This window comes from Candidatus Enterococcus myersii (assembly GCF_017316025.1).
Classification (GTDB): Bacteria; Bacillota; Bacilli; order Lactobacillales; family Enterococcaceae; genus Enterococcus_C; species Enterococcus_C montenegrensis.
Genome location: NZ_JAFLVT010000004.1, coordinates 80,852 through 95,359, shown reverse-complemented (window position 1 = coordinate 95,359; position 14,508 = coordinate 80,852). Strand labels below are relative to the sequence as shown.

10 protein-coding genes are annotated in these 14,508 nt (G+C 37.8%); all 10 read left to right on the top strand.

Annotated features, from left to right (window positions below):
* The first annotated feature begins 20 nt into the window (after nucleotides 1-20).
* Entirely contained in the window at nucleotides 21-1,373 is a 1,353-nt protein-coding gene (locus JZO76_RS02490; protein WP_206902597.1) for an acyclic terpene utilization AtuA family protein, read from the top strand.
* Between the two features lie 22 nt (nucleotides 1,374-1,395).
* Nucleotides 1,396-1,704, top strand: coding sequence for a DUF4387 family protein (locus JZO76_RS02485; protein WP_206902596.1), 309 nt, complete (start codon nucleotides 1,396-1,398; stop codon nucleotides 1,702-1,704).
* Between the two features lie 639 nt (nucleotides 1,705-2,343).
* On the top strand, nucleotides 2,344-6,036 hold the full coding sequence (locus JZO76_RS14125) for a collagen binding domain-containing protein (RefSeq protein WP_242595745.1): 3,693 nt from the start codon (nucleotides 2,344-2,346) through the stop codon (nucleotides 6,034-6,036).
* Between the two features lie 24 nt (nucleotides 6,037-6,060).
* Entirely contained in the window at nucleotides 6,061-8,442 is a 2,382-nt protein-coding gene (locus tag JZO76_RS14120; protein ID WP_242595744.1) for a SpaA isopeptide-forming pilin-related protein, read from the top strand.
* A gap of 474 nt (nucleotides 8,443-8,916) precedes the next feature.
* Complete coding sequence (locus JZO76_RS02475; RefSeq protein ID WP_206902595.1) at nucleotides 8,917-9,489, top strand: LemA family protein; 573 nt, start codon at nucleotides 8,917-8,919, stop codon at nucleotides 9,487-9,489.
* A gap of 14 nt (nucleotides 9,490-9,503) precedes the next feature.
* The gene (locus tag JZO76_RS02470) at nucleotides 9,504-10,826 is read left to right on the top strand and encodes a TPM domain-containing protein (RefSeq protein ID WP_206902594.1); all 1,323 of its coding nucleotides are present in this window, start codon (nucleotides 9,504-9,506) and stop codon (nucleotides 10,824-10,826) included.
* Nucleotides 10,827-11,028: 202 nt separating this feature from the next.
* Nucleotides 11,029-11,748 (top strand): DUF2087 domain-containing protein, encoded by a 720-nt coding sequence (locus JZO76_RS02465; protein WP_347401453.1) that lies wholly within the window; start codon nucleotides 11,029-11,031, stop codon nucleotides 11,746-11,748.
* A gap of 197 nt (nucleotides 11,749-11,945) precedes the next feature.
* Complete coding sequence (locus JZO76_RS02460) at nucleotides 11,946-12,479, top strand: MarR family winged helix-turn-helix transcriptional regulator (RefSeq protein WP_206902592.1); 534 nt, start codon at nucleotides 11,946-11,948, stop codon at nucleotides 12,477-12,479.
* Nucleotides 12,476-12,853 carry a rhodanese-like domain-containing protein gene (locus tag JZO76_RS02455; RefSeq protein ID WP_206902591.1) on the top strand — a complete coding sequence of 126 codons (378 nt, stop codon included), beginning with the start codon at nucleotides 12,476-12,478 and terminating at the stop codon, nucleotides 12,851-12,853. Before JZO76_RS02460 ends, JZO76_RS02455 begins: the two co-directional genes overlap by 4 nt.
* A gap of 309 nt (nucleotides 12,854-13,162) precedes the next feature.
* Nucleotides 13,163-14,152 carry a metal ABC transporter substrate-binding protein gene (locus JZO76_RS02450; protein WP_206902590.1) on the top strand — a complete coding sequence of 330 codons (990 nt, stop codon included), beginning with the start codon at nucleotides 13,163-13,165 and terminating at the stop codon, nucleotides 14,150-14,152.
* Nucleotides 14,153-14,508 lie beyond the last annotated feature (356 nt).

The window sequence follows — 14,508 nt, the reverse complement described above, 5'->3', positions numbered from 1 at the left end:
TGATTTTGGAGGGATTAACAATGGAGAGTGTGAAAGTCTTTGTTCCATACGGAGCGGTGGGTTTGAACTGTACAGAAGAGGCTTTTGAAGCGGGGCTTTTGATGAAACCAGATATTATTTCAAGTGATGCGGGTTCTACTGATTCTGGACCGTACTATTTAGGATCTGGTCATGGCAAGTATGCTATTAAAGATGTGAAACGTGATTTAAAACGGATGGTGTTAGGGGCAGACAAGCTAAAAATCCCCATGACAATTGGGACAGCTGGTACTTGTGGGTCTGACGAAGGCGTGGACACCGTTTATGAGCTGATTGTTGAGATATGTAAAGAAGCTGGTATTCACAAAAAAATTGCTAAAATTTATTCCCAACAAGACCGCGAAATCATCAAACAAAAATATCGTACTGGTCAAATTCAAGCACTTCATGGTGCACCCGCTATCACGAAAGAAACTTTTGATGAGTGTGATACGATTGTGGCTTTACTAGGTTCAGAACCATATGAAGAAGCCTTTAAAAATGGCGCAGATATTATTATTGGCGGGCGTTCAACGGATACGGCTGTGATTGCTGCGTATCCATTACTAAAAGGCTGCGATCCTGCGGCTTGTTGGCATGCCGCGAAAACAGTAGAATGTGGCGGTGTATGTACTAGTGCTGGATTACAGGGTGGCGTTTTTATGGAGGTCGATGATAAAGGCTTTACCATTCGTGCCGTTCAGCCAGGAAGTACCGTTTCTCCTTATTCAGTATCGGCCCATTTACTTTATGAAAATGCTAATCCTGTCCAACTGACAGAACCGGGCATTCGAATTGATACAAAAGATGCTAAATATTCTGCACTTTCAGAAACAGCCGTGCGGGTTGAAGGTACAACAATTGAATATCTTCCCTATACGATGAAATTGGAAGGATCTGGTGTAGCTGGTTTTCAAACCGTAAGTATGGCAGGTATTCGCGATCGTAAAATTATGAAGGAACCGATGCAATGGATTGACGCAGTAGCAAAAGCTGGGGTAGAAAAACTAGAGAAAGCTGGCATTTCAAAAGATAGTTATGATTTCTGGTTACGGCCTTATGGATACAACGGTGTTTCCGGAATGGCTGTACCGGAAAATTATGTGCCAAACGAAATTTTGATGATGTTAACAGTGACAGCAGCGACGCAGGAATTGGCGACGCAGATTGCCAAAGCATTTAACCCACTATTACTTCACTATAATATGTTTGAAGGAAAACAAATGCCTTCTTTTGGCTTTATTTTTTCACCGGCGGAAATGGAACGCGGAGCTATCTACGAGTTCAAACTGTACCATACAGTGTCACTAGATGATCCAAATGAATTGTGCCGCATTGCCTACGCGACGATTTAATGAAGAAAAGTGGAGGACTAAGATGAAAACAGTTGAAGAAATTGTAAAATATATTCGAAGTAAGAACGCAGGTCCATTTTGGCTTACGATTGATGCTTTTTGCGATACCGTGGCGGATACAGAAAAAATCGTCACCGCATTTGAAAGAGAACGAAAATTGATTGCAAAATCCTTTCAAGTGAAACCAGAAGATTTAGAAATCTATTGTCTAAAAGATATTCACGTTGCCAAAATAAGTTTACCGCGAGTTCCGGTTGAAGGCAGTCGCAATGAACGTGATATGCACGGTGGTCAGCAATATGTGTCGTTGCTGGATATTGTGTGTGAATAGTTCTTTTAAAATTTAGATGTTATTGATGTATTCATTACCAAGGGAACTAAAAGTAGCTAAAATAAACGTCATCGCCTATTAGGTGATGACGTTTATTTTTTTGACTTTTCAACATCTTGCTTATAATTTCACAAATAAATATTTTTTAATCAAGTGGCAAAAATCTATAATTACTATTCCCAAAATTGAAAATTATTCTAGCTGAAAATCGATAGTAAAAACATTTTAAAGTGTCGTATTCAATATTCAAAAAAGTTTTCTTTAAATAAGAAGATTAAAAGCATGTGATTTCTCTGATAATATCTCATAAAATCAAATTATTTTAAGGTTACGTGATTATAGAAATAACTTTATTGATTATATCACAAACATAAAAAAATAAAGGCGGAACCAATTGACGGACCGAACCCTTTTTTTACCTTATAAAATAGCAGGATTATTAAAATAACTAAAGTTCTTAAAAACGATGTTTTTTAAATAGTTCAAAAATATTCTCATAAATTTTGAAAACATATCTAAAACGTGATAAAAAAATGATGATAAGTGGTATAAACCATTTGTTTGGCTTTAGAAAGGTACCTATACTGAATAAGGATGATTCAAAAATTAGAATTATTATTATTTAAAAGGGGTAATAAAATGAAAAATGACAAAATAAGACAGCGCATAATTTACTGTTTGATGACAGTAATTTTGTTGGTGCAAGCTTTTATGCCGCTAACAGCAGTCGCACAAATGTTGCCAACAGACTGGATGTTAGGGACATTGAGCCAAAAAGATGATCAGTTGCTGCTAAAAATTAGTGGCGCAAATGAGAAGCAAGCAACGCTTCACTACTCAAATGAGCTTAATTTGACAGCGGTAAAATGGCAATCTGGGAAAACAGAGCCAGCTTTAACGCTCGATAATAGCAAAAAAGAAATTATAATTGCACCATCTACAGCAGATTATGCCGATACTTTGATTATGACGGGAACACCAAATTTCATTTCGGCGTTGAAATCAGAAGTCGCATTTTCTTATGGCAATCAAAAGGCAACGCTGCCTCTAACAGATGAGACGCAAGCTACAAGTTCTTCTGCTAGTTTTACAACCACAGAAACATCACAGACCACGACGCCTGCCAGTACAGCCGCTGATAAAACAAATTCGTCTACCACAGCAGATACTAAAGAAAATACTAAAGAAAATACCAAGCCAACTAGTCAGCCGGCAATACCTAAGAGTAACAAGATGCGTGCTGCTGTAAATAATGATATTCGGACATATTTTCCTTCAGGTAGTGGCACAATTATAACGGACAGCCATATTTTATATACCGATCAAGATGGGCAACCGCTAGAACCGCCGATTCCAGCCGATGCAACGGTTCGTTTGACCTACGATTGGGCGATTCCAGAAGATGTGCGTCAGCAGATCAAAGCAGGAGATTTCTTTGAATTTCATTTGCCAGCAGAGCTTGTTCCAAATCGGGAGATGTCTGGGGAGTTAAAAGACAGTGATGGAACAACGTACGCTACTTATTTCGTTGGCAAAGACGGGACAGTTCGGTTTACTTTTACAGAAGATGTAACAAAAGCGAGTGATATTACGGGGGATTTCTATTTTGAAAGCCATTTTGAAACCAGCCATATTGATGGACCAGGTGATATTACCATTCACTATCCTACAGAAGATAATTTACCACCAGTGGATGTTATCATTCGCCCCGCGACTGAAACAGAAATTGATAAACAAGGGAATTTTGATCGCACGCCAAATCCTAGTAAAGTGCAATGGACAGTTGATATCAATCAAGCTATGAAAGAAAATACCAATTTGACCGTTACAGAAAAATGGCCGACTGGTATGGCGTATGATTCGGTAACAGTCCATGAATTGGTGATGAATTTAGATGGGACTGTTAAAGAAGTCGGGCGCACATTAGCTCCTAGTGAGTACACAGTCGATAAGAATGGAAATGTAACCGTAAATGGTAAAACTAACAAAGCGTATCGTCTTACCTATCAAAGTACAATTGAAGAAAGTGCAATTCCAGATAAAGGTGGCAAAGTCCACTTTGAAAATGAAGCTGTTTTAACGAGTGATGAATTACCTGATGAAATTTCAGCTAAGGCGACGGTGACGAACAACTACGGTAAATTAATTGAAAAAAATCAAGCGGGCTATGATGCCGCAAAGCAAGAGTTTTCTTGGAATATTAAATACAATTATGGTGAAAAAAATATTGCAAAAGATTCAGCCGTCTTGACCGACACGATGAGTGATAATTTGACTTTAGATGAGGATTCTTTAGTAGTCCATCGCATTTTGTTTGATAAGAATGGTAAAGAAATCATCGGCGCGACCTTGGTATCACCAACGGATTATACCGTCGTCTATGACAAGGCTAAAAATCAGTTTGTCTTGCAATTTGCCCACGATTTGAACTATGCAGTAAAAATTGATTATAAAACAAAGGTAAATGGATTGGTGACAGAAAATACAGCTGTCGATAATAAAGTAGTGGTCGATACAGGTGGTGACGGCCAAGAAGGTGGGGATGATGGTACTGCGCTACAACAAAATATCATCAAGAACTTAGGGAAAGTTGATTATGCCAATAAGACAGTCGATTGGTCACTAGAAGTAAATAAAAATAATTATGATATGAAAAATGCCGTCATAACCGATACATTTAATCCCGCGCCAGGACTATTATTACAACGCGATCATACGACAGAAACAGGCTATAAGTTAACTATCGAGACAACAGAGGGGAAACATTTATTTGCAACAGAAGACTATGAGTTAAAAATTCAGAAAAATGAGCACAATCAACAAACTGGCTTCACTATTGCTTTAAAAGGGGCATATGCTCAAACAAATGATACCTTCATTATTCGCTATACGACGGAGTTTGATGTTTCAGACCTAGATCCAGATGGTCAGACAGGACCAGATTCGTTTTTAAACCATGCCGGTATTGATTGGCAAGATAAATGGGATAATGCTCATCATTCGGAGGATGAAAAGCCATTTAGACCCCACGATCCGTTTTCCTTAAATGCTGAAAAAAGTGGTACGTACAATGCACTGACTAAAGAAATTACCTGGACAATTGCTGTTAATCTAAGTGCCAATCAGCTACAAGATGCCCAATTACAAGATAAAATTTTGGCCAATCAAAATTATATTAAAGGCAGTGTCGCTGTTTATAATGCGCAAACAGAACCAGATGGCACCGTCCATATTGATGAAAAAAATGATGTCACAAAAGAATTAGCTGTAACAGAACCTACAGAGAAAAACGATCAAACTTTGACTGTTAAATTTCCACAAGGGGTAGCCCAAACGTATGCAATTCGTTTTAAAACTTCTTTAGCTAACCAAGTAATTGATGAGCAAAAGGAATATGATAATGTTGCAGAATATATAAATCACGGAGATAAACGAGATGTTACCGGTCAAGTTGCCATTCAACATGGCGGCGAGTCTGTAAAAAAAGATGGTTTGCAAGATCCAGATGATCCGAATTATGTTTTGTGGCATTTAATGATTAACGGTGCTCAATCGACCTTAGATGATGTCACAATCACAGACGAACCGTCAATTAATCAAGTGCTAGATGAAGATTCTGTCGCTGTTTATCAAACTAAAGTTGCTGCAGACGGTACAATTGTACCCGATAAAAGTCAGCCGCTAACAGTTGATAAAGATTATACAGTTACAATTACAACAGATAATGAAACTGGACAGCAAAAATTAGTTGTCCAAATGAAACATATCGAAACAGCCTATTATATGGAATATCGTAGCTTGATTTTATCAAGTGCGACTGGCAATGAAGACAAAGTTTCTAATCATGTCGCAATTAAAGGAACCGGTAGTAAAGTAGTTGATGGCGGTGACGGAGCAGATGTAACAGTTAAAGTGGATAATAGCGGAGGTAATGCTTCAGGCAAGCGTGGTCGCATTGTCATTCAAAAGACCAAAGCTGACGGGAGTACACCGTTAGCTGGTGCACATTTCCAACTTTGGGATGTAAAAAAAGAACATGTTTTACGGGAAGGAACAGTTGATGAACACGGACAAATTATTTTTGGCGGTTTACCATACGGCGATTACAAATTAGTAGAAACCAAAGCGCCAAAAGGCTACACCATAGCAGACGAATTTGTCGCTGGCAAGTTAATCAAAATTTCAGCGGCAACAACAGCTGCAGATGCAAAACCACTCGTTGTAGTAAATGAACCAAACAAGGTTATTTTGAAAAAAGTGGATGAACAAGGCAACCTCTTGGCCGGGGCCCGTTTTAAACTAGAGAAACTATCCACGGAAATTAACGGATAATCTTTCTGGCAAGATGTACCGTTATTGATCGATCAAACCAACGAACAAGGCATTTTAGAAGTGGATAGTTTGGCAAGTGGAATGTATCGATTTGTGGAAACCTTTGCTCCGGCAGGCGTTATTCGCAACGACTCTCCCCATGTCTTTTTAGTCTATCAACAACATGATGGACAAATTCCAGAAGTCCATGTGACGATGACGAATTATCGTGGTCGTGCTAGCTTAGTGAAAAAAGATGAGCAAGGTAATCCTCTTTTTAAAGCAACCTTTAAAGTTGTGGATGAAAACGGCAAAGATGTTGCGGGACAAAGTGATTTGATCAGTGATGATAAAGGTGTTGTAACGGCCACAAACTTGGCACCAGGAAAATATCAGTTCATTGAAACTAAGGCACCAGCAGGATATATTTTAAATACTACCCCTGTTGACTTTGTTATTGAACCAAATCACGACGGAAAACCTGAAGTCGTGAATGCAAGCGACAATTTTATCAACTATAAGGGCTCCGCTCAATTGCAAAAAAAAGATGCTAAAGGCAATCCATTAGCACAAGCGGTATTTAAAGTTGTTGATGCTAAAGGGAATACGGTAGCGCGTAATCTTGTTTCCAATGCCAAAGGTGTCGTGACCGTAACGAACCTAGCACCCGGTAACTATCAATTTGTGGAAACCAAGGCACCAGATGGTTTCTTACTTAATGATCAAACCGTACCTTTTAAAATTAGTGAAAAACAGCAGGGTAAACCACATGTTGTTGTCGCTAGTGTTGATTTTATTAACTATCAAGGTGCTTTTAAAATTCGAAAAGTAAATAGTAGTAAAAAAGTACTAAAAGGTGCTGAATTTACGTTATATGATAGTCAAAAACAAAAATTAACCCAAGGGACAAGTGATGAAAATGGTCAGGTGCAATTTAATAAATTAGCACCAGGAACCTATTATTTCCAAGAAACCAAAGCGCCGCAAAATGATGAAGGCAATCCGTATGTTTTAAACCCGGCGTTGGTAAAAGTGGAAATTCCAACCCACTATACGGGCAATCCGCAAGTTATTAACTTCGGTGATTTCCAAAACTTTAAAGGAAAAGCTGTAATTAGAAAAGTTGGCTCAGGCGGTTCTATTGCGGGGACGACATTTGATTTATTCCGCATGGAAGATGGAGAAGAAAACTTGGAGCGAAGAATCGTAGTTCCCGATAGCGGTGAACTTGATTTAGATAATTTAGGTGTCGGCAGCTACAAATTAGTAGAAACCAAAGCTGCGCCAGGTTATGTGATTAATAATCAGCCCATTTATTTTGTTGTACAAAAGGAAGGGGAAAACGATCAGATAGATCAGCTGGATTTTGAAAATTATCAAGCAGAGTTTATTGCGCATAAACAAAACGAAGCAAAAGAATTACTTGCCGGTGCGACATTTGCTGTTTTTGCGGCAAAAGATAAACAACCGATCGGTGAAGCCTTGTCGATTTTTGATCACAACGGCAATGAAATTCATGAAATCACTACTGATGAAACAGGAGAAATTTATGGTAAAGGTTTGCCAGCTGGCGATTACGTTTTAATCGAAACCAAAGCACCACAAGGGTACATGAAAGATACGACGCCAAAACCCTTCACCATTTCAGATCAACAAGGAAAGCCTGAAATTCTTGAATTAGGTGACGTTATCAATTATAAAGGTTCCGCTTTACTTGAAAAAGTCGATGAACAAGGAGAGCCACTAGCGGATGCAGTATTTGCGGTAAAAGATGCAGCCGGAAAAACTGTAGCCAAAGATTTAGTTACAGATAAAAAAGGTCAGATACAAGTGAAGGACTTAGCGCCAGGTAACTATCAATTTATTGAAACGAAATCACCAAAAGGCTATCTATTAAATACGACAGCTACAGCTTTTACTATTTCAGCTGAAAATGCTGGACAACCTAGCTTGGTTAAAGTGACAATGAAAAATTATAAAGGAAGTGTCGCTTGGCAAAAAACAGATGAACACGGTCATGCTTTAAGTGGCGCGGTCTTTAATATTTTCAATGAAGATGGAGCTAAGCTGATTGCTACTGCTGATAAAAATGGTAAGGTTGCCCTTACAAACTTAGCACCTGGCAACTACACGATTAAAGAAACCCAAGCACCAAAGGGTTATCAATTAAGCAAAAAAACCTATTCATTTGTTATTCCAGATAAAGCCGCTGGAAAACCAGAAACTGTTAAATTAGCGGCAATTATTAACCATAAATTGCCACCAAAACCAAATAATAAAGAACCAAACACCAAAGAGACACCACCAAAAAATAACGGGAAAATTCGTTATCCAAAAACAAATGATCAGCATAATCAGTCCTTGGTTATTATTGGACTTATCATTTTAGGTGCTGTGGCAGTTTATTTCTGGAAAAGAAAGAAATAAAAGTAAGCTGAATAATCGCGGTCGCTACCAATAAGTAAAGTAGCCGACCGTGATTTTTTAGTTCTGCGTCAAATAATAATGGCAAGCATAAAAATTGAAAAATTCACAAATTAGTTGCTGGTAAGGAACACTAAAACATGACTTTCTGATATTTTTTTCAAAGAGCTGCCAAGTACGCTCAGATTTTCTAGCTGTCTAGCCTTTGAAACTAACTCGCCAGCAATAAGTCAAAATTTCAAGAAATTTGGAAACAATTTATTGAAATTTCTCCTTTGCTAGCAGGTGAAGGAGTTTCCTCGGCTTTTCTAGCTGTCTAGCTTCACGTACTAGCTCTCAGCTTTTCTTATAATATTTTTGTAAAGTGATAAAAATCAGACTTAAGTATGAGGTAGGTGGTAGCCTTAATGGTACAATAAGCTAAAGCCACTGGCGGATGGGAACCGCACTTTTAAGTGGAGGAAAAGAGGAAATGAAATGAAGAAAAGTACTTTAACAGTTATTGGTGTAATTGGTATTATTGTAATCGGGATTGTAGGCTATTTTATTGCCACCTACAATAGTTTGGCAAGTGCCGAAAACAGTGTCGATGCAAAGTGGTCACAAGTAGAAAACGTGATGCAGCGTAGAGCAGATTTAATTCCCAATTTGGTGAACAGCGTCAAGGGGAGTATGAAGCATGAAACGGAAATTTTCACTGCGATTACACAAGCCAGAAAAGAATACAATCAGGCTTCAACACCAGAAGAAAAAGTTGCAGCTGACAATAAAATCGATCAAAGTGTCGGTACAATGGTTAGTGTAATTAAAGAAAGCTATCCACAATTAGCATCGAACGAAAATGTAAAAACCTTAATGACACAACTAGAAGGAACCGAAAATCGCATTGCAGTGGAACGCCGTAACTACATTACAGAAGTTCAAAGTTACAATCAAAATTTAGTTCGCTTTCCTAAAAATATCGTAGCGAAAATGCTCGGTTTTGAAAAGAAAGCTAACTTTAAAGCTGACGCTGGCGCTGAAAAAGTTCCAGATGTAAGTTTTGAGTAAAGGTGGTGGGGCAGATGAACAAGCAAAGCCCAACCAGTTTAACTGCTAAAACGGATCAAAAAATTCGTCATTTCTACCAAGATGTCATGAAACGTAACCGTGTCATGGGAATGGTCTTCTTTATTGTCGCGTTGCTTTTTGGTATCGGATTAGTTGGCTCTATTTTAGACAACCATACTTTTGTTGAAAAAAAACAACATTATGATACACAATTAAATGATTTGCAAACGCAACGAGAAGATATTTTGTCCGGTAAGATTGAACCACCACAAAAATCTTTTGATGAAGTATTAAAAGACAATCTGGCGCAGTTGGAAGATTATCCAAGTCAAGCGGATAATTATCAAGTTGCAATTAAAGACAGCAACAGCAAAATTACAATTAACAAAAATAACATTTTTGTCTCAGATAATGCCAAGATTATCGATGCTGCGACAAAGAAGAAAATTTACAACTTGAATAAGCAATTAGCGGCAAGTACCCAAGGTGCGCAACTAGAAGTCGTGACGGTAAAAGAGCTACCCGGTGGCGAAGATATTGAATCTTATGCAAATAAGATTTTTAATCAGCTGGGAATTGGGGACAAAACGCAAAACAATGGGGTTTTGTATCTGATTGCTTTAGAAGATCGAAAATTTCGTCTGGAAGTCGGATATGGTTTGGAAGGTTTAATTCCAGATGCGACAGCAGACGATATTATTAATGACGATGATGTCGTCGACTGGTTTAAAGACGAAAACTACAGTAAAGCGATCAATCAAGTTGTAGGAGAAGTCTTTAACTTAATGAATACCAAAACAGCTTTAGTGGACTCACAAATTGCACAAGTAAAGGTGCAAAAAAGTCGACTTAATTTATTTTATTGGGGACTGCGGATTTTCTTTGTGGTGATGATTTTGGTGGCGATTGTGTTCATTATTAGTTTAATTAACGGACGTCGCTATTTAAAAGGGATTTACCAAAAATATCAAGAAACGAGCAATCAGTTGCCGCAAATGTTCACCGATGAAAAAAGTGCCAACACGACCTTGAAACAAACCGAATTGTACTATGTGATGTTGAGTGGATTGTTTGTCGCTGCCACAGTGAGTGGTGTCAAGCGGTCTGTTATTCAAGGAAGACTGTTAAAACAACCCAATGCTAAGAAAATGGGCATGGGGCGTGTTTTAATTGGCGATACGTTATATGGTGGCTATGGTCAAGTTTTGACGTATAGTTATTTGTCTTCTAATTACAATTCTGCTAATCATAACTCTTCTAGTGGTGGTAGCGGCGGCTCTTGGGGTTCTTTTGGCGGGGGTTCTTCTGGTGGCGGCGGAGCCTCCGGTGGCTGGTAAAAAAAATAGAGAAAACTTGCATAGTTAGTGAAGATAGCTCACTTTCTTTGCAAGTTTTCTTTTTTTAGCAGATGTATTATATCGTAAAATTTTTTTCTTTTTAGGAAATGAATAAGTTGCGACGACAGTCGGTTTTTAGTTTATTTGCAAACGAAAATAAAAAATGTTAGTATATTTACAAATAAATATAATTTTTGTTGAGGTGAATAAAGTGGAAGATGTAGTAATTCAAGAGTATCTACGAGGCTTTAGCCGGCACAAAGAGTACCAATGCCTATATTGTGAAACGACTGCTGAAATTGGTTGTGTGTATCCCTATGGAAAAAAATTTTTGACAGCCGAAAAATACATGGAAGTTCATGTAATGGATGCCCATCAAGGCCCCTTAGCGGCTTTATTACAATTACCCAAAGAGACAACAGGACTTAGTGAGACACAGCAGGAAATTTTGATGTTATTTGCACAAAATGTGGAAGACAAATTTATTGCACAGCGCTTAGGCGTGACAGCTTCAACAGTTCGCAACCATCGTTTTAAATTGAAGGAAAAGCAAAAACAGTCCCAAGTATTTCTTAGTATCATGACGTTATTGGCACAACCAGATGTCATTTTGCCCCATCAAAATGCAAAAATGTTGGATGATCGCTACAATATTACGCCTGAAGAACAAGAAAAAGTTTTGACAACTTATCGCGATGCATCGGGCTACATTAAAACTTTTCCAGCCAAAGAAAAACGGAAACTTATCTTATTAGCCGACATCGTGACCCACTTTGAATGGGACAAGAATTATCATGAATCCAGCTTAAATGATATTTTAAAACAATATGTCGCTGATTTTGCCACGGTTCGGCGTTACTTAATCGAGTATGGCTTTATGCACCGCACGCAAGATGGTAGTAGCTACTGGCGAGCAAAATAAAAGAAATTCCATTGTGTCGGCGTTTTTGATGCAGTGGAATTTTTTATGAAATCATATAATTTTTGTGGCACGCAAATTAAATCAACAAATCAAAGGATGAAGTTTGCTCTTTTGGTTTGTTTTAGTTGCCAAAAAATGAAAAGCGGTTTATAGTTCATGTAGTTAGCCGGCTAATCATTTGAAAGAGGACATTTAAAATGGAAAAATTTACATTTAAAGATCGCCCCGATGTGCAACGTTTTAAGGCGACGCTAGGAAAGTATCCTGGTTTAACGAGTCCCAAGGTAGCCCATGGGTTTATTACGTTACAATGGACGTATCGCGAAATGCAAAAGAACTACGATAAGTTACTTGCAAAATACGACTTATCTGAATCTAAGTTTATTATTTTAATGTTTTTGAAGCAGGCGGAAAACCAGCAATTGTTACCGTCAGAAATTGCCGATAAGTTGGGCGCTTCTCGCGCTACTGTCACAAAGATGTTGAATAAAATGAATTCAGATAATTGGATTAGAAAACAAGAGCAGCTAAATGATAGGCGTGCGGTTGCAATCAAGTTGCTGCCGAAGGGAAATAAAATCGTTGAAAAATTTTTGCCGGCAAATTTTAAAGCAGTGGAAATTTTATTTTCAGAGCTCTCTTCTGAAGAGTTAGAACAATTTTTATACCTATTAAATAAGGTTCAATTAGGCACAAAAAAATTAGTTGATGAAATGGAGACTTTATCATGAATAACAACACAGCAGAAAAAATCGATTTATTAAAAACCTATCTAAGTTTATATATCAATCACTTTAAAATTTTAGATACATTAGGAAAAGAAGATTCCCCTTACGTTGTCCTTGATGTTCGCAATGCACCAGCAGCGGTCAAAAAAGATCAAATAAAAGGGGCAATTGCTCTACCAGCTAAAGATTTAGCAAATCATTTGGAAACATTGGATAAAAATAAAATTTACGTTGTTTATGATTGGACCGGCGGCACAACACTGGGAAAAGAAGCACTATTAATTTTATTATCCAATGGTTTTGAAGCCTATGAACTTGCTGGGGCGATGGAAGGTTGGAAAGGCATGAACTTGCCGGTTGAAACAATAGCGCAGTAACATTAAGTGAGCGAAAACTTGTCACAAAAGTGGCAAGTTTTTTATATAGCAAAAATTTAGGAAAAGAGGGCTAGAAAAAATCGAGTTAAGGTAACAAATTATTATTTTATCGGAAAAAGCCCATACATTTTTCAAGGGTCATATGAATGAAAAGTCCTTTGTTACGGTTTAGAGGGAGATTTATCGTTTAAATCGTAACTTATACGTTTTATCTTGACGGGTTATTTTTTGTCTGTTAAATTAATTGTCGTGGCAAATCGGAAAATTACGATTTGATTTCAACGTGATAAATTTAGGAGGCACAATTTAATGAAGAAATATTTACTAGGCCTTGGTGTTTTACTAAGCGTGGTTTTACTAAGTGCTTGTGGTGATAGCAATGCCAATAATGGCAAAAATAACGACGGCAAAATTAAAGCAATCGCAACTTTTTATCCTATGTATGAATTTACCAAAGAAGTAGTTGGCGATGAAGGTAGCGTAGAGCTTTTAATTCCGGCGGGCACAGAACCCCACGACTATGAGCCAAGTGCTAAAGATATTGCAAAAATTTCTGAGGCAGACGCTTTTGTCTACAACAGTGAAGAGATGGAAACATGGGTGGATAAAATCGCAGACAATATCGATGACAAAAAGACAAAGATGATTGAAGCTGCCGATGAGATTGACTTATTGGAAGCTTCAAGTGACGGTCACGATCACGCCCATCATGATTCTGACAGCGATACTCATGATTCTGACAGTGACGAGCACGATCACGAGGAAGACCATGCCCATTCAAAAGATCCCCATGTTTGGACAGATCCAGTAATGGCAGTAAAAGAAGTGAAAGAAATCCAAAAAGAATTGTCGGAAAAATATCCGGCTAAAAAAGCGCAGTTTGAAAAAAATGCCAACACTTACATTGCAAAACTAAATGAGCTAGATCAAGAATATAAGACAGCCTTTGCAAACGCAAAAAATAAAACATTTGTGGTTCAACATGCGGCCTTTGGCTATTTAGCCAACCAATACGGCCTAACGCAAGAGTCTATTTCGGGAATTTCCCCCGATCAAGAGCCTTCACCAAGTCGTTTAGCGCAATTAAAACATTTTGTGGAAGATCATGGCACAAAAGTTATTTACTTTGAAGAAAATGCTAATTCAAAAGTGGCAGAAACATTAGCCAAAGAAACAGGTGTGAAGATGGCTGTCTTAAATCCATTGGAAAGTTTGACACAAAAACAAATGGATGACGGAGAAACGTATCTTACTGTCATGCAGCAAAATTTGAAGGCTTTGCAAGAAAGCATTAAGTAAGGTATTGTAAAGTGCGTATCAATTTTGTCTTACTACTAGCGAGTTTTCAAGTTTGTTCAACTTTTCTTGATCCAGTGTAACAAACTAACTCACAGCGGCAATAAGCCAAAAACTTGAGAAATTTGCAGAACAATTTATCAACTTTTCGTCTTACTACTAGCGAGTTTTCAAGTTTGTTCAACTTTTCTTGATCCAGTGTAACAAACTAACTCACAGCGGCAATAAGCCAAAAACTTGAGAAATTTGCAGAACAATTTATCAACTTTTCGTCTTACTACTTGCGAGTTTTCAAGTTTGTTCAACTTTTCTTGATCCAGTGTAACAAACTAACTCTCTTCGGCAATAAGCCAAAAACT

What these genes read in the sequence shown, in the direction of transcription:
- JZO76_RS02475 (WP_206902595.1), top strand. Translation starts at nt 8,917, where the DNA reads ATGAAGAAAAGTACTTTAACAGTTATTGGTGTAATTGGTATTATTGTA.
- JZO76_RS02460 (WP_206902592.1), top strand. Translation starts at nt 11,946, where the DNA reads ATGGAAAAATTTACATTTAAAGATCGCCCCGATGTGCAACGTTTTAAG.
- JZO76_RS02470 (WP_206902594.1), top strand. Translation starts at nt 9,504, where the DNA reads ATGAACAAGCAAAGCCCAACCAGTTTAACTGCTAAAACGGATCAAAAA.
- JZO76_RS02490 (WP_206902597.1), top strand. Translation starts at nt 21, where the DNA reads ATGGAGAGTGTGAAAGTCTTTGTTCCATACGGAGCGGTGGGTTTGAAC.
- JZO76_RS02450 (WP_206902590.1), top strand. Translation starts at nt 13,163, where the DNA reads ATGAAGAAATATTTACTAGGCCTTGGTGTTTTACTAAGCGTGGTTTTA.
- JZO76_RS14125 (WP_242595745.1), top strand. Translation starts at nt 2,344, where the DNA reads ATGAAAAATGACAAAATAAGACAGCGCATAATTTACTGTTTGATGACA.
- JZO76_RS02455 (WP_206902591.1), top strand. Translation starts at nt 12,476, where the DNA reads ATGAATAACAACACAGCAGAAAAAATCGATTTATTAAAAACCTATCTA.
- JZO76_RS02485 (WP_206902596.1), top strand. Translation starts at nt 1,396, where the DNA reads ATGAAAACAGTTGAAGAAATTGTAAAATATATTCGAAGTAAGAACGCA.